Origin of the sequence: Methylomonas sp. 11b, from assembly GCF_000515215.1 — a bacterium.
Classification (GTDB): domain Bacteria; phylum Pseudomonadota; class Gammaproteobacteria; order Methylococcales; family Methylomonadaceae; genus Methylomonas.
Genome location: NZ_KI911557.1, coordinates 4,822,505 through 4,843,345 on the forward strand (window position 1 = coordinate 4,822,505; position 20,841 = coordinate 4,843,345).

A 20,841-nucleotide genomic window follows, 5' to 3' on the forward strand; every position below is an offset into this window, starting at 1 on the left:
TAGGGGTTACGACCGGGCATCAAACGATTACTGTCTGCACACCTGTACCAACATTTTGAGTAGTGATGGCCGCCATCACCGACGACATTCGGGAAAGATCGCCTAGCAGTTTTAGCACTGGTTCCGGTAGATCGCGCACCAGCATCGGCGTGGCAAAGATTTCTTTTTCCAGGGCTTTTTCCGGCATGCCCAATACTTCCACCACATCGAATACCCAATGGCCCGGCTCGTAAATGCCGGCCAGCACCGCGCTGATTTGCTCGACCAGCCTGCGGGTTTCAGGATTCAGCGACACCACGTACAAGGTCAAAACCAGCTTATGGTGGTTGGCTCTGCGTTCTTCATGAACTTTGGCGATGTGTACCACTTGGGCGATATTGCGGATTTGCGACGCCGACAAGGGTTTGCTGGCCAGCTCGAATTGCAAGCCTTCTTCATGGGCGTCTTTCAGCTGATCCATGAATTCGGCGGCAAAGGCCGTGACGATATAGACATTCAGGCTGGTGTCCAACGCCTTTAGGCGGCGTAAGGTCTCCACACCATCTATGCCGGGCATGCGTAAGTCCAGAAATATCAAGTCGGGACGATCAGCTTCCACCATGGCGATACCTTGCAGACCGTTCTCGGCTTCGCGCACATGGTAGCCTTCTTCTTCCAGGATAAGCTTGAAGGCACCACGTACCGCCGGGTCGTCGTCAATCACCAGAATGTTGTTTACCATCGCCTCTGTCTCTATTCGTTAAAAATACTAAAAGTGGGGAAATTTTAACCGTATGCGGCAACCTTCGCCAATGCGGCTTTCCACTGCTATCGAGCCATTGGCATCCTGAATCAAGCGGCGGGTGACCGATAAACCCAGCCCGGTGCCCTGGCCGGGCGGTTTGGTGGTAAAGAAAGGATCGAACATGCGGCTTTGTACCTCGTCGGGGATGCCGGGGCCGTTGTCTTTTACAATCAACTCTAGCATTTTTTCCGCACAGCGGACGCTGATTTCAATTTCGGGTTGCGCAATCCCGCGCAGCGCATCGCGGGCGTTGATTAATAGATTGATCAGTATCTGTTGCATGCTTTCCGCTGTGCAGGCGAGTTTGGGCAAGTTTTCCGGTATCTCGGTGCGGACTTGGATAGCGGTTTTGCGCAATTCGCCTTCCAGTAACAACAGGGTTTGGCCTAAAACCTCCTCTAGCGAGCAACTGCCGGTTTGCGTGGTTTTCTGATGCATGAACACCAGCATATTCGAAACAATGTTTTTGATACGTTGAATTTGCTGCAACGCTTGCGCAAGGACTTGTTTAGATTTGGCGTCTTCGGTGCGGTCCGAGACAAATTCGACGAAGTTCATCACGCCCATCAGCGGGTTATTGATTTCGTGGGCCACGCCGCCGACCAGCGTACCCAGCGCCGACAGCTTTTCCATTTGCAGCATATGATCCTGATTTTCCTGTAATTGTTTATAAGCTTGGCGGGTTTGTTCCAGCAAGCGGGCATTTTCCAGCGAGATAGCGGCCTGCGCGGTCAACAGCTCGGTCATGCTGATTTTTTCCGGGGTGAATACGCCTTCGGATAGCCGGTTTTCCAGATACAGCAAACCGATTAATTCGCTTTGCTTGATGACCGGCAAACACAATACCGAGCGTAAGCCAAACGCCAACACCTCGGGGGCGTTTTGAAATTCGCCTTCGCTACAGGCGTCGCTCAGCACGACTTTTTCGTGGGTGCGTTGCACGTAATTGACGATGGCGTGGCAGATGCCGCGTACCTTGTTCAGGCGGTAATAGTGTTTGTGTATCGTGCGTTTTTTGCCGACGTGCTGCTCGGCAGCCACCAATAATTCGTCATTTTGTTTGATCAGCAAATAACCGTGTTGGGCGGCGGAGCTTTCCAACACCACGGCCATGATTTTTTGCATGAGTTGAGTCAGATCGATTTCCGCCGATAACGCTAGCGCCGATTTCATCAAATAGCTGATATCCAGACTAGGTAAGGTAGTGGGAGCGGGCTGAGGTTTGGTTATTCTGGCACCGGTTTCCGGGCTGACGTATTGATGGCGCTCCTGCAGCTGGTTGTTTTTTGCATCGGCACGGCATAAGCGGTAATGGCGGCGGGCTTCGCCGTAATAAAGTTCTGCGTCGCCCAAGCCGTGCTTCAGCAATAGATCAGCCAGCGCTTCGTATAGATGGCCGGTCAGCAGGCCATAGTTCTGTGCCAGCGCTAGGGCGATAGCATCCATATACAGATTGCGCGCGTCACGGTATTGGCCTTGCCGATTGGCTAATTCCGCATGGATAAACATCAGGTAGGGCTTTAGCAAGGGACCGAGTTGCCCCCACACTTCCAGTTGCGCAAGCAAGGACGTCATTTCGGCATCGATAAGAGCAGCATCCGTTTCCGACCGCAGCAGGTTCAAGATCCGAAATACATACCAAAGACGTTTCAAAACATTGTCGGTTAAACCATGCAAATAGTTTTCCACGGTTTGCAACGATAGTGCCGCCGCACTATAGTCACCCAGGTAATATTGGGCAAAACCCAGCAATGCGAAGTAACTGCCGGTAGCGGCAACATAATTATTGGCTTGCCAGTCAGCCAGGGTTGCTTGCATATCGACCTGCCCATAGTCGGGCTTCATCGGCAATACCCAACCGGCCATTACCGCTTGAGCCAGACCTATCGAAAACGACAGCTGGTTTTTGCGGGAAAATTGCAAACATTCTTCGGCAGCTTCTTCGACCCAGCGCAGGTTCTTACCCTGCGCTATTAGATTCCACATCAGTGGGCCATAAGACAAGCCGGCGTTGTATAAATCGCCGCAGTTTTTCCCGGATTGAATGGCTTTGTGCGCGTAATCGACAATATCGGCCGGGTGGCTACGCGAGTGCATATTGCACCAGACAATGCCGTTCATGCCTCTGGTCGCGCCAAAGGTGTTGGGATACTTTGCGCATAAATCGTGAGCCAAATCCTGATAGCGAAACGCCTGCGCGAATTTGCCCTGTTCGCCCAGATTGAGGCCCATGATGGAAAACGAATAAATCACCGATTCGTCCATACCGCCTTCCAGACAATGCAAGGTGGATTGGGCGGCGGACAAATACAGCTGCGGCACCAAGCCGCACATGTATAAATCCGGAATCAACTCGCTATAAAAAGCCAGTTCGATTTTGCTCTGCCGCTGCTCGGTAAACGGCATATTCAGGATTTTTTGCCAGACATCGTCTTGCTGGTCGATGATCAGCATCAGATTTTCCATGCGTTGCCGGGCTTGCTCGGGATCGTCGGGAATGGACTTGTTGAAATAGGCTAAACCGCGATTGGCGGTGGCGATAGCTTGCTTGAAGTTGCCGAAGGAGGATAGCGAAGTCGTTTGATCGGCCAGTGCCTCGGCTTTGTCCAGATCGCTGACCGCATGCTCGATCAGCCGGTTCAATAAGGCTTCAGAGCTATCGTAGCGGCCGCACATCAGATCGGTCTTCGCCAGGCGTTGATAAATCCGAAACGTTAGCGCATAGGCCGTTTCCCAACAATCGGTCGGTAGATAATCGTGGGCTTTCAGAAAAAATTCGTTGGCGGCATCGCCGGCCAGGGCGTCCAGGGCTTTATTGCCGGCGTTGAAGTTGATATTCACCAGCCAATAGGCCGTTTCCTCGTCGACTATAGCCGGGCAACCCTGGTTGAGATGGGCGGCGATGGTGAATAAATTGTCAAGGCTGATAAGCTCGGCTCCGGGCGGGACCACCGACAGCAAGCGATTGCCTATGCGCCAATGGATGCCGGGGCGGGTCGCGGCGTCCACTTGCTGTAATACCGCTTCCTGCACCCGGTCGTGGACAAACTGCAAGTCGGCTTTATTTTCCAGCAATAGCCCCATGCTTAATACCGGCTTTAAATCTTCGAACAGTTGCTCGATACGCGTATCCAGCACCAGCGCGACATCCTCGGCGGTGAAGCGGTTGCCCATGCAGGCGCAATGGTAAAGGATGTGTAAAGTCCGGGTTGGCAGTTTACGCACTTTGGCACTGAACAGCTCCACCACGCTGGCCGGCATTTGCGTGTCGCGGATGCGGTTCATATCCCATTGCCAGTGTTGTTTGGCGTCGATACCGAGTAAACCTTCGTTGTACAACCAGGCCAGACTTTCGCTGACAAACAAGGGATTGCCTTCGGTCAGATGCGCGATAAAGTCGGCTAAATTTGCCGTGGCGGTTAACGACGAATCCAGAATGTAGGCGACCATTTCGTGGCTATCGGCGTCGCTGAGTTCGGTCAAATGAATCTCGGTCAGCGGACCGGTGTTTTCTCGCACGCTACGGATCAGTTTGGTCAATGGATGACCACTATCGACTTCGTTGTGACGATAAGCGCCCATAAAAAACAGGTAGGGGTGTTCGCGATGATTGGCGAACAGATTTTGCAAGAAATCGAAAGTGGCGCTGTCGCACCATTGCAGATCGTCGATGAATAACACCAAGGGATTTTCTTCGCTGGCTAGACAGGCTAGGAAACGGCCGAACAGATTATTGAAACGGTTACGGGCCTCTACCGGCGGCAAGGGCTGGGCCTCAGGTTGTGGGCCGATGATGAATTCCAGCTCCGGCACCACGTCTACAATCACGCCGCCGGCATGGTCCAGCGCTTCGAGGATTTTGGCGGACCAATCATGTACTTGTGCATCGCTTTCGGTCAGAAAGGTGCGTATCAGATTGCGCAAAGCCTGGATCAGCGAACTGTAGGGAATATTTTTTTGATACTGATCGAATTTGCCGGAGCTGAAATAGCCGCGATTTTTTACCAGCGGCTTTTGCAGTTCTTGAATCAGCCGAGTTTTGCCGATGCCGGATAGGCCGGATATAAACACCGAACGAAACCGGCCTTGGGTTACCTGGCTATATTCTTGGCGGATTAGCTCGGTTTCGCTTTGCCGGCCGACCATTTTCGAAATGAAAATCACCCGGCGGCTGCGGTCATGCTGGCCTATGCCAAAGTCCGATACGGTTCCGGTGATTTCGTGTTCTTTCTGGCAGCGCAGCAAATCCGCGAGCAGGCCGGAGGCACTTTGGTAGCGCTTTTCCGGTTGTTTCAAAATCAGTTTGGCGATGATTTCGCTCAGCGTGTTGGGAATGCCGGGACTGATGTCATGGACTTTGACCGCTTCCTCGGCCAGATGCGAGTGAATCAGTTCCAAGGGATCTGCGGAAAAAAACGGCAAGCGGCCGGTCAGCAGTTCGTAAAACACGATACCCAGAGAATATAAGTCGGTGGAAAAATCGACCCGGTAATTGATGCGTCCGGTTTGTTCCGGCGAGGTATAGGCCAGGGTGTTCCGAACAAATTCCGGGTCGTAAATGAAATGACTGACATCACGGATGTCCAGCGGTGTGATGAAGTCGGTTAAACGCAGATTCAAACTGCCGGATTGCACCAAAATATTGTGCGGTTTAATGCCGCCATGAGTGATGCCGGCATCATGCACCGATTGCAAGGTGTCGGCTAACGAGCAGGCGATCGTAAAAAAATCGGCTAAATTCACCGCCTGCTGTTGGGTGATCCAAGCGTTTAATGACTGGCCGTTGAACCAAGGTTGCACGATGAATTGATCGCCGTCGTTGGATTCCAAAGCCAAAGGCGTGCAGACGCGCGGGTCGTGCAATACTTTCAGGCGTTCGATTTTTTGCCGCAGGTGCCGGGATTGGTCGTCCCAACTGGATAACAGTTTCAGGCATTTAACCACCAGCGGGTATTCGGGCACATGTTTATGATAGCCCTTGTAAACCGTAGCTTGCAGGCTCTCGCCGAGTTTGTCGGTCAGCACGTAGCTGTCCAATTGCGGAGCGTTTTCGAGCGGAACTGTTCGGGTGTTAATATCGATCATGCGCTGGCGACTGGGAATGTTAAGGCGATTTTCGCGGCAGTTCCGGGAGCGGGCTGTTTTATAATTCTAGTCTTGTTTTGACTCAGCAGGATTAGCCATGGCCGCGACAGCCTCCAATATGCTGCCTTTAGGTAGTATCGCTCCAGACTTTTGTTTGCCGGATACCGTGTCCGGCCGCGCGTATGCCTTGCAGGACTTGAAAGGCGAACGCGGCACCTTGATTTTGTTTATCTGTAACCATTGCCCGTATGTGTTGCACATCAAAGAGCAGTTGATCGCGATTGCCCGGCAATACGCCGCCTCAGGCATTGCGACGGTGGCGATCAGTGCCAATGACATCGAAAACTACCCGCAGGATGCGCCGGATAAAATGCAGCAGATGATGGCGGAATGGGGGCATCCGTTTGCCGCGTATTTGTACGACGAATCGCAGGCGGTGGCCAAGGCGTACCAAGCTGCCTGCACCCCGGATATTTATCTGTTCGATGCCGATTTGGTGTGCGTTTATCGGGGTCGCCTGGATGGTGCCACCCCGAAGAATGCGGTGCCGGTAACCGGCGAGGATTTGCGCAATGCCTTGGATAATTTGCTGGCGGGAAAGCCTATCGATGCGGCACAAATTCCCAGCATAGGCTGTAACATCAAATGGAAACTTGCGGAGTAAATGACGGTAACTTTGCTGTGTGCGTTTTTAGCGTTGTATATCGTCGAATTGCTCAACCAACATATCAAGTTCTTTGCTGAGTGCCGAGACGCCGCCGCTGGCCGCACTGGCATGAGCCGCATGCTCTGTGGTTTGTCGCGATAAGGTACCGACAGCTTCTACCGTTCTGGAAATTTCTTCGGAAACAATATGTTGCTGTTCAGCGGCGCTGGCGATTTGCACGATCATGTCGTTAATGATATTGACCGACAGTGTGGTTTGTTGCAGCGATTCGGTGGAGTTTTTTCCGTGTTCCGCGCCGGTTGCCGCCATTTCCCTGACCTTGGCCATTTCCTGTACGGCGTTATTCACGCCGGAGCGCAGGCCGTCGATCATTTTATGGATTTCCTCCGTGGATTTTTGCGTGCGCCCGGCCAAGGTTCTGACTTCGTCGGCCACGACGGCAAATCCCCGGCCTTGCTCGCCGGCGCGCGCCGCTTCGATGGCGGCATTGAGTGCCAAAAGGTTAGTTTGTTCGGCAATCCCTTGAATCACATCAAGTACGCCGCCGATTTTCTTGCTGTGATCGGCCACAATTTTGATGACTGTTTCGGCTTGGTCGACTGCGATCACTAAGCGGTCTATCATTTGGATGGTATTGTTGACCCGCGATAGCGTCTCTTGCGATTGCTGATTGACGTCATTCGCGGCTTGAGCGGCGTTGGCTGCGCTACGGGCGACTTCGCTGACTGTGGCGCTCATTTCGTGTATCGCCGATGCAATCTGTTCGATTTCCGCCAGCTGTCTATCCATTGCCACGCTAACTTGGTTGACTGCCTGGTAGCTCGTATCTGCTTTGCCTGCCAGCGGTTCGGTCGCTTGGGTGAGACGGCGAATGATGGTTCTGGACTTGGCTTTTAACAGTTTCACTGCCAACAGTAATTGTCCAGCCTCGCCACCGTCAGCGGTGTAAATTTGCTGCATTACCGGATTGTCGATGACCCTGCGTGCTTCTTCCGCTGCGTCTTTTAAAGGTCGTAATATAAGCCAAATCCAGGCACAACCAGCCGCTAAGGGGGCGGCGAAGATTGCTGACGCTACGCCAAAACTGCACGTTTCGGTCAGGTATAGGCTGATGGCGGTCGTCAATTGAATCAGCGCCAACCCGGCGGTCAGTTTGCCGGACAAACCGATGCGGCTCAAAGGTGAATCGATATTTTTGCCATTGTTCAGCTTTTCGTAGACAGCATTGGCGCGGGCTACGCTAGTGCTGTCCGGTTTAACCCGCACCGATTCGTAGCCGACGATCTTGCTATTTTCGAAGCGGGGTGTGACAAAAGCATCCACCCAGTAATGGTCGCCATTTTTGCAGCGATTTTTCACAATTCCCATCCACGGCCGGCCGCTCTTCACGGTTTGCCACAAATCGGCGAATGCGGCGGAAGGCATGTCGGGATGGCGAACGATGTTATGGCTCTGGTTTAACAGCTCTGCTCCGCTAAAGCCGCTAATCTCCAAAAAATCTTGGTTGACATAATTGATCTTACCGGCCGGATCTGTCCCGGACGTGATGGTGGCCGAAGACGCGTAAATCACTTCACGTTGGGTAACGGGTAGGTTTTTTCTCATTTTTATACTGGGTCGGCAGAGATAGAAAGGTAAGTTCCCACTCAAGCGCTTGCTGACTTGTCTGCACCGCTATTGTTGACGAAGTATAAAGGGCTTTACCGCGTTTGCAAAAGCCGGCCAATGACTAGCGTGTGTTATCCGCACTCGTTTTTGTTGTTAGATACCGGCGATGCACTATGCTTGCAACGGAAAAACCTAAAATGAGGATGGAAATGACAGAATATCAATCACGGCAGTTGCAATTCAGCGGTCGCGGTGGCGAGTATTTCCGGATTTGGATCGTCAACGTCTGCTTGAGTATCGTCACCCTGGGCATTTATTCGGCCTGGGCCAAAGTCAAACGTAATCAATATTTTTACCGGCACACCACGCTGGCCGGTGCGAGTTTTGATTACCACGGCGATCCTAAGGCGATCTTGAAAGGACGCATCGTCGCTTTTCTATTGTTTGCTTGTTATACCTTGGTCGGTAAATTCGATCAGGTTGCAGGCTTGGCCATTTTGCTGGTGATCGTATCGGTGATGCCCTGGCTGTTGATGCGTTCGCTCCGTTTTAGAATGCATAACACCAGTTATCGGGGCTTACGTTTTGCCTTTCATGGTAGCACCGGCGCGGCGTATTTCAATTTTCTGCTATTGCCGGTGTTATCGGCGTTGACCTTAGGCTTGCTGTGGCCGCTGGCGCAGCAGCGCATGGCCCGTTATATCCGTGAAAACAGCACGTATGGCAGCGAATTTTTTAAATTCTTCGCTACTACCAGCGCTTACTACCGCATCTATCTGATGACGATATTCATAGGCGTGCTGGTGTTTGCCGGCCTGATGGCCAGCGTCATGTTGCTTGGCAGCAAGGAGTTGATCCCGGTAGAGGCAGAACAATTGGTGGCGATGAGTGTATTGGTAGCCTCGATAGGCACCTATTTGGCCTTGTTTTTACTGGCTTATCCCTACGTCGCGGCGCGTTTGCAGAATTTGGTCTGGAATAACACACAATTGGGGCCGCATGGTTTTCAGGCCCAGTTGCGCGCGCGGGAGATGCTAGGCATCATGTTTGGTAATGTACTGTTGACTTTGTTGACCTTGGGGCTTTACAAGCCGTTTGCCGACATACGTTTGGCGCGTTATCGCATCGAACACGTGGCCTTGTTGCCACAGGGCAGCATTGACGATTTTGTGGCCGGTTTGCAGATCAATAGCTCGGCGGCGGGCGACGAGATGGCTGAGATGTTTGATTTCGATATTGCCTTGTAAATGTGGCTCACGGCTGTGTACTACGACGGGCGGCAAGCCCGGCCACATCCTGTCACGCTCTGCGTGGAGGGCGACAAACTGTTGTTGCAGGGCCGGGACATTGTCCGTCGTGAAGATTTAACCAGTCTGAAAATTCCGCCGCCGCTCGGCAGCACGCCGCGCCTGATTTTGTTCGCCGACGGCGGCCGTTGCGAAGTTGCCGATCGGCAAGGTTTTGCCGAGATGTTGCCGGATAGAGCACTGGCCGGTATGGAAAATAGCTGGTGGTATGCGTTGGCAGTGTTGTTGTTAACTTTGAGTCTGCTTGTCGCGTTGTATTTGTTTGCTCTGCAGCATGTGACTCTGCACATCATGTGGATGCGATGAGTGTTTTGGGGTACTTATCTGGCCTTGTTTTTACTGGCCTATCCCTGCGTCGCGGCGCGTTCGCAGAACTTAGTCAGAAATAACATGCAATTTGGACCGCTTGGTTTTTAGGCCCGGTTTGGGGCGCGGGAGATGGTGGGTATTATGTTTGGTAATGTACTGTGGACTTTGGGCTTGTACAAGCAGTTTGCCGCTATTCGCTTGGCGCTGTATCGCATCGAGTGCGTCGCACTATTAACGCGCGGGAGCATCGACGAGTGTGTAGCCGGTGTGCAAACCAATACTTCCGCCGCCGGCGAGGAAATGGCTGAGATGTTTGATTTCGATATTGCCTTGTAAATGTGGCTCACGGCTGTGTACTACGACGGGCGGCAAGCCCGGCCGCATCCGGTTACCCTCTGTGTGGAGGGCGACAAACTGTTGTTGCAGGGCCGGGACATTGTCCGTCGTGAAGATTTAGCCAGTCTGAAAATTCCGCCGCCGCTCGGCAGCACGCCGCGCCTGATTTTGTTCGCAGACGGCGGCCGTTGCGAAGTGGCCGATCGGCAAGGCTTTGCCGAGATGTTGCAGGATGCAGGTAATAGTGCGGTGGCCGGTATGGAGAATAGCTGGTGGTATGCGTTGGCGGCGCTGCTGCTAACTTTGAGCCTGCTTGCGGTTGTGTATTTGTTTGGACTGCCTTATGCGGCGCGGGTCGTGGCTGACCGGGTGCCGGTTTATCTGCTGGAGCGGATGGATAATCAGTTTTTCGCCAGCCTCGATCAAACCTTGTTGATGCCCAGTAAACTAGCCGAGGAACGTCGGCACACCGTTCAGGATGGCATGCAGCGCCTGGTCTTGCCTCCGGGTCAGGACCGTCCGGCGCACATTGAATTTCGCGCTAGCCCGACATTGGGCGCCAACGCCTTCGCTTTGCCCGGCGGCAGCGTACTTGTACTTGATGACTTGGTGAATTTGGCAAGTAACGACCAAGAAATTTTGGCGGTTCTGGCCCATGAAATGGGTCATGTTCATGAAAAACATGCCTTGCGACAAATGTTACAGGCTTCCGTGGTCGGTTTGGCGATGGCTTGGTACATTGGCGATGTCAGTAGTCTGCTGGCCGTCGCGCCGACCGTATTATTACAAACCCGCTATTCGCGCGATTTCGAACGCCGGGCCGATGCTTTTTCCGCCGAATTGTTGCGCGCTAACGGTATTCCGGTTAGCCGGCTGGCCGATATATTGGAAAAACTGGAGGCGGCTCACCAAACCGCGGCGCCGAAACAGCCGGTAGAGTCGGTTGAAGCGCTGGATTATTTATCCAGCCATCCCAACACCGAGGAACGGATCAAGCGCTTGCGCGGCTTGTAACATGCTCGGCAGCCGGATTAATTGATATGTATCAGGAGAACAAAAAACCATGAAACGTCTTTATGTCCTAGCGCTGGTGGGGCTACTGGCAGCCGGCGGAACCGGCTGTGCCTATACTGCCAAGCCAGACCAGCAGGCGCAAAATCGCAAAGTGCATCACGTGGTCATAGTCTGGTTGAAACAGGCTGGTGATGAAAAACTGCGGCAACAATATATTCAAGACAGTGCAGGCTTGGCTAAATTGCCGGGCGTGCTGGCTTACGATGTCGGTACACCGGCGGCGATTAATCGTGGACGAACGAATGCTGCGTTAGATGAAAGCTATGATGTGGCGATATCCAGCGTTTACGAAAGTCAGCAGGCTTACGAGGCGTTTTTAAAAAATCCGGACTATCTGCGCGTGGCGCAACAGGTGCTGCGGCCCTTAGTGGATAAGTATAGGGTTTACGATTTTATTGAATGATACCGAGCAAGTTTGAGTCGGGTTGGGCGCTGGCCGCAACCCGACTCTGTAGTCTATTTTTTCAAAGCGGAGGCTTCCGCGGCGCGGCGGGTAATTTCCGCCCAATCGCCGGCATCGACCAGTTCGGATGGTGCCATCCACGAGCCGCCCACGCAGGCGACATTGCTTAGCGCCAGATATTCCACCGCGTTTTTCGGATTGACGCCGCCGGTCGGGCAGAAGGTCACTTGCGGCAAGGGGCCGCCGATGGATTTCAGCATCGGGATGCCGCCCGCCGCTTCGGCCGGGAAAAACTTCATCGCGGTAATGCCTCTGTCCATCAAACGCATTACTTCGCTGGGGGTGATGACGCCGGGCAAAATCGGTACGCCGGAAGCCAGAGCCGCATCCAGCAAACTGTCCGTGACGCCTGGGCTGACGATGAATTCTGCGCCGGCATCAATGGCGTTTTTCAGCGTTTGGGTATTGATAATGGTGCCGGCACCGACAATTGCGCCCGGTACTTCGGCTTTGATGCGGCGGATGGCATCCAGTGCTACCGGCGTGCGCAAGGTGATTTCCAATACTTTTAATCCGCCTTCCACCAATGCGCGGGCCAAAGGCACGGCTTGATCGAGTTGATTGATTACCATCACCGGCATTACCGGCGAGGTGGTCATGACTTCTTTTATTGATACGGTCATTTCTTATTTTCCTAATGTGATGGTGCTTGGAAAACCCACGCCGTTAAGCGTGCGTGTTTGACAAAACAGTAACGGTCTAATGCCTTAGCCTTAAACCGTATAGGTTGTCGATGCGGTTTTGCCGCCGTGTCCGGTCCAGTCGGTATGAAAAAACTCGCCTCTGGGTCGGTCGGTACGTTCATACGAGTGCGCGCCGAAATAGTCTCTTTGTGCTTGCAGCAGATTGGCTGGCAGTCTTTCGGTGCGGTAGCCGTCAAAATAGGCCAAGGCAGACGAGAAGGCCGGCGTTGGAATGCCCAATTGTATGCCCAGTATCACGGCTTGGCGCCAGCCCGCTTCGGCTTGTTTCATGGCATCGACGAAGAAATCGGCCAGCAGCAAGTTTTCCAGATCGGGGTTTTGCTGGTAAGCCTGTTTGATGTCGTTCAGAAATTGGCTACGAATGATACAGCCGCCGCGCCACATCAAGGCAATCTCGCCGTAATTCAGCGCCAGTTTGTATTCCTTGGCGGCTTCGCGCATCAGCCGAAAACCTTGTGCGTAGGAAATGATTTTCGAAGCGTATAAGGCTTGGCGGATAGCCTGAATCATCGCCGCTTTGTCGCCGCTAAAGCTGGCGCTGGTTTTCGGCAAGGCTTTGGCTGCGCGGATGCGCTCGTCTTTTTGCGCGGACAAACAGCGGGCAAAGACAGATTCGCCGATCAGTGTCAGCGGGATACCTAGGTCCAGCGCATTGATGCCGGTCCATTTGCCGGTGCCTTTTTGGCCGGCGGTATCCAGAATGCTGTTCAGCAAGGGTTGGCCGTTGTCTTCTTTGTAAGCCAGGATGTTGGCGGTGATTTCGATCAAATAAGAGCTTAATTCGCCTTGATTCCACTCGGCGAAAATTGCCTGCATTTCATCGGTGCTTAAGTTCAGCCCTTCGGCCAACAATTGATACGCTTCGCATATCAGCTGCATGTCGCCGTACTCGATGCCGTTATGCACCATTTTTACGTAGTGGCCGGCGCCGTTATCGCCTACCCATTCGCAGCAGGGGTCGCCGTCGACATGGGCGCTGATCGCCTGAAAAATCGGCTTAACCGCCGGCCAGGCTGCTTGGTTACCGCCGGGCATGATAGACGGACCGTGCCGGGCGCCTTCTTCCCCGCCGGATACGCCGGTGCCTACGTAGAGTAAGCCTTTTTCCTGCAAATATTGAGTGCGGCGGTTGGTGTCGGTAAACAGCGAATTGCCGCCGTCGATGATGATGTCGCCGGCTGACAGCAAGGGCAGCAAGTCGTCGATGTATTGATCGACGACAGTACCGGCCTTGACCATTAACATCACCTTGCGCGGCGATTCCAGGCTATTGACCAACTGTTCCAGGGAATGCGTGCCAATGACTTGGGTGTTTTTAGCCGGGCCGTCGAGAAACTCATCGACTTTGCTGGTCGTGCGGTTATACACCGCCACTTTGAATCCGTGGTCGTTCATGTTCAGGACCAAATTTTGTCCCATGACGGCCAGGCCGATTAAACCGATATTTGCTTTCATGTGCTTGCCTACTGTAAACGTTGTCGTTGTGGGGTTATGACACAATGTTGCTTAATTCTGGTTTCAAGAAAGACGTCCTTCCGTGGAAGGACGGATTTGGCAAAGTGAAACTAAGACGGCATTGCTTAAAACGTATGAATATCAGTCCACGAAAAACAGATTAGTCGCCCCGGTTTCCGAGGTGGATGCGTTTGCTCGCATTGCGCCAAACAGTTCGCGGCCCATGCCGAAATGGTGGCCGGTAGCGCTGTTCGGAGTCGGCACCCGGGCATCGAATTCGGCTTGATCCACTTGGACGTTGACTTCGCCGGTTTGGGTGTTTAAGGCAATGATGTCGCCGTCGCGGACTTTAGCCAGCGGACCGCCGTCTATGCATTCCGGCCACATGTGGATCGCCGACGGCACCTTGCCGGACGCGCCGGACATTCTGCCGTCCGTGACCAAGGCGACATGAAAGCCGCGGTCTTGCAATACGCCCAGCACCGGGGTCAGTTTATGCAATTCCGGCATGCCGTTGGCTTTCGGGCCCTGGAAGCGCAGCACTACGATCACGTCTTTTTCCAGTTCGCCGCGTTTAAAGGCCGCTACCACGTCCAATTGGTCATCGAAGACCATCGCTGGCGCAGTCACTACCTGATGTTTTTCCGCAACAGCGGAAATTTTCGATACGCCGCGGCCCAGGTTGCCGTGCATCACATGCAGACCGCCACCCGTAGCGAAGGGTTGTTCTACGCTGCTAATCACTTCCGGGTCCAGTGAGCTGGCAGGCCCTCGCTCCCAAACCAGTTTGTCGCCGTTCAAAGTGGGCACTTGGCTGTATTGAGCCATGCCGCGCTGGTCGCCGATGGTCAGAATGTCACCGTGCAATAAACCATGCTCGAGCAATTCCTGGATCAATAAACCCATGCCGCCGGCGGCCTGGAACTGATTGACGTCGGCCGGGCCGTTCGGATAAATCTTGGTCAATAACGGGATGGCTTTTGACAGATTATCGAAATCGTCCCAGTTGATGATAATGCCCGCCGCGCGGGCGATGGCGATCAAATGGATGGTGTGATTGGTCGAGCCGCCGGTGGCCAGCAAGCCGATAATCGCGTTGATGATGGCTTTTTCGTTGACGACGTGAGCAATCGGCCGGAAGTCGTCACCCAGCGCGGTGAATTTCAACACTTGTTTGGCGGCAGCCTTGGTCAGTTCGTCGCGCAACGGGGTATATGGGTTGACGAAGGAACTGCCGGGCAAGTGCAAGCCCATGATTTCCACCATCATCTGGTTACTGTTGGCGGTGCCGTAGAACGTGCAGGTACCGGGGCTATGGTAAGCCTTGGATTCCGATTCCAGCAGTTCTTTTTCGCCGACTTTGCCTTCGGCGAACTTTTGCCGAGTGCGGGATTTTTCCTTGTTGGAGATGCCGGTGGTCATCGGGCCGGCGGGTACAAAAACGGCCGGCAGATGGCCGAAGCTCAAGGCGCCGATCAGCAAGCCGGGCACGATTTTGTCGCACACGCCCAAATACAGGGCGGCGTCGAACATGTTGTGGCTCAAGCCGATAGCGGTGGAGAGCGCGATGACGTCGCGGCTGAACAGTGATAACTCCATGCCCGGCATGCCTTGCGTCACGCCGTCGCACATCGCTGGTACGCCGCCGGCAAATTGGGCGACACCGCCGGCTTCGCGTACGGCCTGCTTAATCAATTCCGGATAGTGTTGATACGGTTCGTGCGCCGACAGCATGTCGTTGTAGGCGGAGATAATGCCGACGTTGGCTTTCACGGCATGCGACAGGGCGTCTTTTTCAGCCGCTGAACACACGGCAAAACCGTGGGCCAGATTCGCGCAAGGCAGGTTGGTGCGTTGAGGGCCGTTGGCAATAGCGGCATCAATGCGGGCCAGATAGGCAGCGCGGCTTTCTCGGCTACGTTCCACCACGTCGGCGGTCACTTTTTCTAAAACAGGATGCATAAGCTCTCCAGGGCAGCAGATGGGGTGGTGTCGACGCGCCGAACGGCGTTTTGGAATCGAGAGTAAGTGGTTATGCGCGTCTAACCCACCCTAAAATTAAGCGACTAAGGTGCCCAATACAATTCCACCGGCACGTCTTCCTGATTCAATAAGGCCCGGATCGGCATGTCCTCTAACGGACCCGGTTTCTGGGCGCTGTTGAATACCGCCAACTTATCTTCGCCGGTGAACAAAATAACGATGCGTTCTGACTTTAATAAGGCGCTGCGGGTCAAGGTCAGGCGTTCCGTATTGGGGCCGGTCACTTCGCTCTGAATGGCGGTGATGGCTGCGGTCAGATTTTGATTGTCCTCGCTTAACGCATCGGCCAGACCTTCGGCGTGCGGAAACAGCGAGGCGGTATGACCGTCCGGTCCCATGCCGACGATGCTCAGCGTGAAAGGCTGCGGCAGTTTGGCGTAGCGGTCTTCGGTTTCGGCTTGGCCTTGTTTGGCTGTGCTAGCCAGGGTTTTCATACCGATAAACTCGACGTTTTTGGCGTTGTTGATCAGCAGACTGCGGCGGATTAATGCCTCGTTGCTGGCGCTGTGTTGATTATCCACCCAGCGTTCGTCCACCAATGCCACCTTGATTTTTTTCCAATTCAAATCGGATTTGGACAAAGCTTCGTAAAGCGGGGCAGGGGTAGTGCCGCCAGATACTAATAAAGTCGCTTGACCGTGTTTGCTGACGGCTTCGGATAAAACATCCTGGCATTCGGCGACCAAGGCGGTAAACAGGTGACTACGTTGTTCGAAAAAAAATTCTCTAACCATGTTCGTTGTTCTCGTGATGGATACAGATTGATTACTCTTCCCAGGAGCGGCCGTCGCGGGCCAATAATGCCACTGAGGCAATCGGCCCCCAGCTGCCCGCCGGGTAAGATTTTGGAGCGCTGTGGCTTTGTTCCCAGGCATCTTGGATCGAATCGACCCAGGCCCAGGCTTGTTCGATTTCCTCGCGGCTTAAAAACAGCGTCGGGTTGCCGCGCAGGGCTTCCAGAATCAGTTTTTCATAGCCGCCGAAGATGCTGTTCTTCTTGAAGGTTTCCGAGAAACTCAAGTCCAGCTTGGTTTGTTGCAATTTGATGTTGCCGTCTATGCCAGGCACCTTATTCAGCATCACCACGTCCACGCCTTCGTTGGGCTGTAAATGGATCACCAGTTTGTTGGCCGGCAAATCGCGGAAGCTGTCCTTGAAGATGTTATGCGGCAACTGCTTGAAGTTGACGACGATTTCGGTACGCTTATTGGGCATCCGCTTGCCGGTACGCATATAAAACGGCACGCCGGCCCAGCGCCAGTTGTCGATGTCCACCCGAATCGCCACGAAGCTTTCGGTGGTGCTTTCTTTGTTGGCACCTTCCTCTTCCAGGTAACCCGGCACCGCCGAGCCTTTGATGAAACCGGCGGTATATTGGCCGCGTACGGTTTTCTCTTCGACGTTGCGCGCAGTAATCGGCCGTAAGGCTTTTAATACCTTGATTTTTTCCATATGGATGCTTTCCGCTTCCAGATCGGCCGGCGGCTCCATCGCCACGAAGGTCAGAATCTGCAGCAAATGGTTTTGCAGCATGTCGCGCAGCTGGCCGGTTTTATCAAAATATTCCCAGCGGCCTTCGATGCCAATATCCTCGCCCACTGTGATCTGAATATGGTCGATGGTGTTGTGGTTCCAGTTGGTGGTAAAAATGGAATTGGCGAAACGCAGGGCCAGCAGGTTCAATACCGTTTCTTTGCCCAGGTAATGGTCGATACGGTAGACCTGATCTTCCTGGAATACTTCTTCGACGACATCGTTAATTTCCTTGGACGATTTCAGGTCATGGCCGATGGGTTTTTCCATGACCATCCGCGATTCGGCGGTCAATACGCCGCAACTTTGCAGGCCCTGGCAAATGCTTTTGAATAGAAACGGCGCCACGGCGAAATAGTTGACCATCACCCGCTTTTCCGGATCAACTGCGGCATTCAACTGTAGATATTGTTCCGGTTGAGTCAGGTCGATTTTCAGATACGATAATCTTTGCGACAGCCGGCCCCAGATTTCGGGGTTTATCTCTTTGTGTAAGAACGATTTCAGGCTGTTATGAGCAATTTGGACGAAGCCTTCGCTGGTTTCCTCCAGTCGATCAACGCCGATAATGCGGGTATCGGCTTCCAGCAAATTGGATTTTTCCAGACGATACAACGAAATCAGTAACTTTCGTTTCGATAGATCACCCAATGCGCCGTAAATCACCAGGTCGCAAGGTTTGTAATTTTGATTTTTCATCAGTGATACCAGGAATGAAGAAGAGGGTTGATCGGCTTTGGCATGTCGATTTCAGCGCGCAAAATAAACGCACGTTGCAGGAAACTCTGGGCCCGGATCAGTCGAAAATGCCGCTATTATAATGTTCGTTGCCGGTTCGGAACAAGATCAAAGGCCGCCAGGGCCGGATTTACTTGGGTTGGTGGCGCACGAAACGGTTGCTTATTAGCCGAACATCTCGGTGGTATAACGATAGGCTTGCATCGTGTCCGACCAATAGGCGGCGGGTAAGCCGGCCTTTTGTTTTAGGTGTTGTAAAAACTGGGCGGGATCGGGTAAATCGTCCCATACCGAGGGCAGGAAAGTGCCGCGCCGGCCGCCTTCCTGCAAGATGATGCCGTCGATGCCGGGGCGAAGTTGCACGATTAGATCCGCTTCCGAAGCGAATTTCATCGCGACGGCGGGGCTAAGTACGGAAATATGCAGATCAAGATCGGCCAGTTCCTCGGCAGCCAGCGGCGGAAAACGCCGATCCCGGAAAGCGGCCGCAAAGGCGTTTTCCGCTACATCTTCCACCAAAGGCCTTACTGCTTCCAGCATGCCGATACAACCGCGCAATTGGCCGCGGCGTTCCAGCGTGACGAAAGTCGCGCAGATTTCGCGTAATTCCGCTGGATAGCTCTCCAAATCGACCGGTAACGGCCGACCGGTTTGCAGGCCGTGGGCTATGGATTGCCGGGCTAGTTCCAGCAACCGACTTTGCAAGGTTTTAGTCAACGACATAGGCACCGTACCCCACGACTTGCTGTTTGTCGCCGGCCGTGTCGCCGGAATTGCGCAGATCTATGGTTTTAATAGACAGGCCTTTTTGTTTCAGTAGTTTCAACAAGCCGTTGACCGGTACCTTGCCGCAGGCGGCCTCGCCGCAGATTTCGGTGTATTGCAAATGCTCTATCATTCGGCTGGTCGCTTGGTCCAGGCGTTTGGCGGTGTCGTAGTCGTGATAATGGCTTAGGTCCGAGCTGATGACCAGTAAGGTTTCATCGCCGCCCCACAACAGCTCCAGCGCCTGACTGACTTGCTCGGGACTGGCGTCGCCGGCCACGATGGGGACCAAAGTGAATTGCTGTAACACGGCCTGTAAAAACGGCAGATGTACTTCCAGGCTATGTTCCAGGGTGTGGGCTTGTTCAATGTATTCGACAAACGGCAAATTCAATAAGGCTTCGATGGCGGCTTTATCTACCTCGACATCGCCGAGCGGTGTGGTGTAAGCGTGGGTTCTACTGACAGCCAGACCGCGAAACGCCACGCGATGCGAGGGGCCAATCAATACCACGCGGGTAATGCTGGCAGCGGCCGGCTTTAAACGGGCATAAGCGGTAGCGGCTATCGGTCCGGAATACATATAGCCGGCATGCGGTACGATCATGGCTTTGGGTACTTTGCCGATTGGGCTGACGTCCTGTAAATAGCCGGACACCGCGTCATGGAGCTGTTGGGGGTGGGCAGGATAAAACCGTCCTGCCACGGCGGGTTTTCTGTTCATGCGCTGATCCTTTTTTAAAGTTTTAATACGATCAGAGGCCGGGCGGACCGTGGCCTATCAAAAAATTGAATACCACGCTCGCCCAGGGTTTATTCTACTGCTAACTCTTGCAGATAACGACCCGATTTTATGCTTGGGGTTCAAGGAGCATCGCCATGACTACTTTACTCAGCGCGGATACCGCAGCCACCCGTTATTGGCATGTCTTGGCGGACGGCAAGGTGCAGTGCGACTTGTGTCCGCGCTTTTGCAAATTGCATGAAGGCCAACGTGGCTTGTGTTTTGTGCGCCAGAATTTGGACGGGCAAATCGTGATGACCAGCTACGGTCGTTCCAGCGGTTTTGCTATCGATCCTATCGAGAAAAAGCCGCTAAACCATTTTTTACCCGGCACGCCGATTTTTTCCTTCGGTACCGCCGGCTGCAATTTGGCCTGCAAGTTTTGCCAGAATTGGGACATCAGCAAGTCGCGGGAAATGGACACCTTGATGAGCCGGGCAGCGCCGGAAGCAATAGCCAGGGCCGCTTTGGAACATGGTTGCAGCAGCGTCGCCTATACCTACAACGATCCGGTGATTTTCCACGAATACGCTATCGACACGGCTCAAGCCTGCCGGGAGCTGGGATTGAAGTCTGTGACGGTTACGGCCGGCTATGTCTGTGCAGAGCCGCGCGCCGAGTTTTATCGCTACATGGATGCCGCCAATGTCGATCTAAAAGCATTTTCCGAAGATTTTTATCACAAGATCACCGGTGGCCATTTGCAAGCGGTACTGGAAACGCTGCAATATTTAAAACATGAAACCCCGGTCTGGTTGGAGTTGACTACGTTGCTGATTCCCGGCGCAAACGATTCCGAGACGGAATTGGAAGCCATGACGCAATGGGTGGTGGAACATTTGGGATCGGATGTACCCATGCATTTCACTGCGTTCCATCCGGATTGGAAAATGACGGATACACCGCCCACGCCGCGATCCACATTATTGCTGGCGCGCAGCATTGCCTTGAAAAACGGCGTGCGTTACGCCTATGTCGGCAATGTTCACGACAAGTCGGCAGAGAGCACTTATTGCCATAGTTGCGGCAAAATTTTGATCGGTCGCGATTGGTATGAGTTGTCGGATTGGAATTTGGATGCCGCCGGCAATTGCCGGTTTTGCGGTAGTTCCTGCGCGGGCGTATTCAATCCCTTACCGGGCGATTGGGGCGCTAAACGCCAGGCGGTAAGGCTTTAATTGGCTGA

Annotated in this window: 16 protein-coding genes and 1 pseudogene; 7 read left to right on the top strand and 10 right to left on the bottom strand. The window is 53.6% G+C overall.

Features of this window, described 5'->3' with window-relative positions; genetic code table 11:
- Positions 1-19: 19 nt before the first annotated feature.
- Both METH11B_RS0123165 and METH11B_RS0123170 read right to left on the bottom strand, forming a co-directional pair.
- Complete coding sequence (locus tag METH11B_RS0123165; protein ID WP_020485501.1) at positions 20-721, bottom strand: response regulator; 702 nt, start codon at positions 719-721, stop codon at positions 20-22.
- Positions 722-748: 27 nt separating this feature from the next.
- Positions 749-5,869, bottom strand: a complete 5,121-nt coding sequence (locus METH11B_RS0123170; protein ID WP_026604079.1) for an AAA family ATPase — start codon at positions 5,867-5,869, stop codon at positions 749-751.
- 97 nt (positions 5,870-5,966) lie between these two features.
- Here METH11B_RS0123170 and METH11B_RS0123175 point away from each other — a divergent pair, with 97 nt between their 5' ends.
- The gene (locus METH11B_RS0123175) at positions 5,967-6,533 is read left to right on the top strand and encodes a thioredoxin family protein (protein WP_026604080.1); all 567 of its coding nucleotides are present in this window, start codon (positions 5,967-5,969) and stop codon (positions 6,531-6,533) included.
- A 27-nt stretch (positions 6,534-6,560) separates the two neighbouring features.
- Here METH11B_RS0123175 and METH11B_RS0123180 read toward each other — a convergent pair whose 3' ends face one another.
- Positions 6,561-8,141 carry a methyl-accepting chemotaxis protein gene (locus METH11B_RS0123180; protein ID WP_026604081.1) on the bottom strand — a complete coding sequence of 527 codons (1,581 nt, stop codon included), beginning with the start codon at positions 8,139-8,141 and terminating at the stop codon, positions 6,561-6,563.
- Between the two features lie 212 nt (positions 8,142-8,353).
- Between METH11B_RS0123180 and METH11B_RS0123185 the strand changes: the two genes are divergently transcribed.
- The 5 genes and pseudogenes from METH11B_RS0123185 (at position 8,354) to METH11B_RS0123210 (ending at position 11,573) form a co-directional block, all read left to right on the top strand.
- On the top strand, positions 8,354-9,391 hold the full coding sequence (locus tag METH11B_RS0123185) for a YjgN family protein (RefSeq protein WP_197026986.1): 1,038 nt from the start codon (positions 8,354-8,356) through the stop codon (positions 9,389-9,391).
- Positions 9,392-9,757: a DUF7092 domain-containing protein gene (locus METH11B_RS0123190; protein WP_026604083.1), complete on the top strand. Its 366-nt coding sequence runs from the start codon at positions 9,392-9,394 to the stop codon at positions 9,755-9,757. It abuts the gene before it with no gap.
- Between the two features lie 129 nt (positions 9,758-9,886).
- A pseudogene (locus tag METH11B_RS28085) lies at positions 9,887-10,096 on the top strand (DUF898 family protein); the annotation flags it as partial.
- Positions 10,097-11,110 carry a M48 family metallopeptidase gene (locus METH11B_RS0123205; protein ID WP_026604085.1) on the top strand — a complete coding sequence of 338 codons (1,014 nt, stop codon included), beginning with the start codon at positions 10,097-10,099 and terminating at the stop codon, positions 11,108-11,110.
- 49 nt (positions 11,111-11,159) lie between these two features.
- Complete coding sequence (locus tag METH11B_RS0123210; protein WP_026604086.1) at positions 11,160-11,573, top strand: Dabb family protein; 414 nt, start codon at positions 11,160-11,162, stop codon at positions 11,571-11,573.
- Positions 11,574-11,626: 53 nt separating this feature from the next.
- On the opposite strand, the gene METH11B_RS0123215 is transcribed toward METH11B_RS0123210, so the two are convergent.
- The 7 genes from METH11B_RS0123215 to amrB form a co-directional block, all read right to left on the bottom strand.
- Positions 11,627-12,256, bottom strand: coding sequence for a bifunctional 4-hydroxy-2-oxoglutarate aldolase/2-dehydro-3-deoxy-phosphogluconate aldolase (locus METH11B_RS0123215; RefSeq protein WP_020485508.1), 630 nt, complete (start codon positions 12,254-12,256; stop codon positions 11,627-11,629).
- Positions 12,257-12,346: 90 nt separating this feature from the next.
- A complete protein-coding gene (gene gnd / locus METH11B_RS0123220) occupies positions 12,347-13,792 on the bottom strand; it encodes a decarboxylating NADP(+)-dependent phosphogluconate dehydrogenase (protein ID WP_026604087.1) in 1,446 nt (481 codons plus the stop codon).
- 141 nt (positions 13,793-13,933) lie between these two features.
- Positions 13,934-15,754 carry a phosphogluconate dehydratase gene (gene edd / locus METH11B_RS0123225; RefSeq protein ID WP_026604088.1) on the bottom strand — a complete coding sequence of 607 codons (1,821 nt, stop codon included), beginning with the start codon at positions 15,752-15,754 and terminating at the stop codon, positions 13,934-13,936.
- A 104-nt stretch (positions 15,755-15,858) separates the two neighbouring features.
- Entirely contained in the window at positions 15,859-16,569 is a 711-nt protein-coding gene (gene pgl, locus METH11B_RS0123230) for a 6-phosphogluconolactonase (protein WP_026604089.1), read from the bottom strand.
- 31 nt (positions 16,570-16,600) lie between these two features.
- Positions 16,601-18,067, bottom strand: a complete 1,467-nt coding sequence (gene zwf, locus METH11B_RS0123235) for a glucose-6-phosphate dehydrogenase (protein WP_026604090.1) — start codon at positions 18,065-18,067, stop codon at positions 16,601-16,603.
- A 204-nt stretch (positions 18,068-18,271) separates the two neighbouring features.
- Positions 18,272-18,829, bottom strand: coding sequence for an AmmeMemoRadiSam system protein A (gene amrA / locus METH11B_RS0123245; protein ID WP_026604091.1), 558 nt, complete (start codon positions 18,827-18,829; stop codon positions 18,272-18,274).
- Positions 18,816-19,595: an AmmeMemoRadiSam system protein B gene (gene amrB, locus METH11B_RS0123250; protein WP_026604092.1), complete on the bottom strand. Its 780-nt coding sequence runs from the start codon at positions 19,593-19,595 to the stop codon at positions 18,816-18,818. The genes amrA and amrB overlap by 14 nt, the downstream gene beginning before the upstream one ends.
- A gap of 155 nt (positions 19,596-19,750) precedes the next feature.
- On the opposite strand from amrB, the gene amrS reads away from it, so the two are divergent.
- Entirely contained in the window at positions 19,751-20,833 is a 1,083-nt protein-coding gene (gene amrS, locus METH11B_RS0123255) for an AmmeMemoRadiSam system radical SAM enzyme (RefSeq protein WP_026604093.1), read from the top strand.
- The last annotated feature ends 8 nt before the right edge of the window (positions 20,834-20,841 follow it).

Coding starts and splice junctions, on each gene's coding strand:
- amrA (WP_026604091.1), bottom strand. CDS start 18,829: ATGTCGTTGACTAAAACCTTGCAAAGTCGGTTGCTGGAACTAGCCCGG.
- METH11B_RS0123190 (WP_026604083.1), top strand. CDS start 9,392: ATGTGGCTCACGGCTGTGTACTACGACGGGCGGCAAGCCCGGCCACAT.
- gnd (WP_026604087.1), bottom strand. CDS start 13,792: ATGAAAGCAAATATCGGTTTAATCGGCCTGGCCGTCATGGGACAAAAT.
- METH11B_RS0123185 (WP_197026986.1), top strand. CDS start 8,354: ATGACAGAATATCAATCACGGCAGTTGCAATTCAGCGGTCGCGGTGGC.
- pgl (WP_026604089.1), bottom strand. CDS start 16,569: ATGGTTAGAGAATTTTTTTTCGAACAACGTAGTCACCTGTTTACCGCC.
- amrS (WP_026604093.1), top strand. CDS start 19,751: ATGACTACTTTACTCAGCGCGGATACCGCAGCCACCCGTTATTGGCAT.
- zwf (WP_026604090.1), bottom strand. CDS start 18,067: ATGAAAAATCAAAATTACAAACCTTGCGACCTGGTGATTTACGGCGCA.
- METH11B_RS0123205 (WP_026604085.1), top strand. CDS start 10,097: ATGTGGCTCACGGCTGTGTACTACGACGGGCGGCAAGCCCGGCCGCAT.
- edd (WP_026604088.1), bottom strand. CDS start 15,754: ATGCATCCTGTTTTAGAAAAAGTGACCGCCGACGTGGTGGAACGTAGC.
- METH11B_RS0123215 (WP_020485508.1), bottom strand. CDS start 12,256: ATGACCGTATCAATAAAAGAAGTCATGACCACCTCGCCGGTAATGCCG.
- METH11B_RS0123210 (WP_026604086.1), top strand. CDS start 11,160: ATGAAACGTCTTTATGTCCTAGCGCTGGTGGGGCTACTGGCAGCCGGC.
- METH11B_RS0123165 (WP_020485501.1), bottom strand. CDS start 721: ATGGTAAACAACATTCTGGTGATTGACGACGACCCGGCGGTACGTGGT.
- METH11B_RS0123175 (WP_026604080.1), top strand. CDS start 5,967: ATGGCCGCGACAGCCTCCAATATGCTGCCTTTAGGTAGTATCGCTCCA.
- METH11B_RS0123180 (WP_026604081.1), bottom strand. CDS start 8,141: ATGAGAAAAAACCTACCCGTTACCCAACGTGAAGTGATTTACGCGTCT.
- METH11B_RS0123170 (WP_026604079.1), bottom strand. CDS start 5,869: ATGATCGATATTAACACCCGAACAGTTCCGCTCGAAAACGCTCCGCAA.
- amrB (WP_026604092.1), bottom strand. CDS start 19,595: ATGAACAGAAAACCCGCCGTGGCAGGACGGTTTTATCCTGCCCACCCC.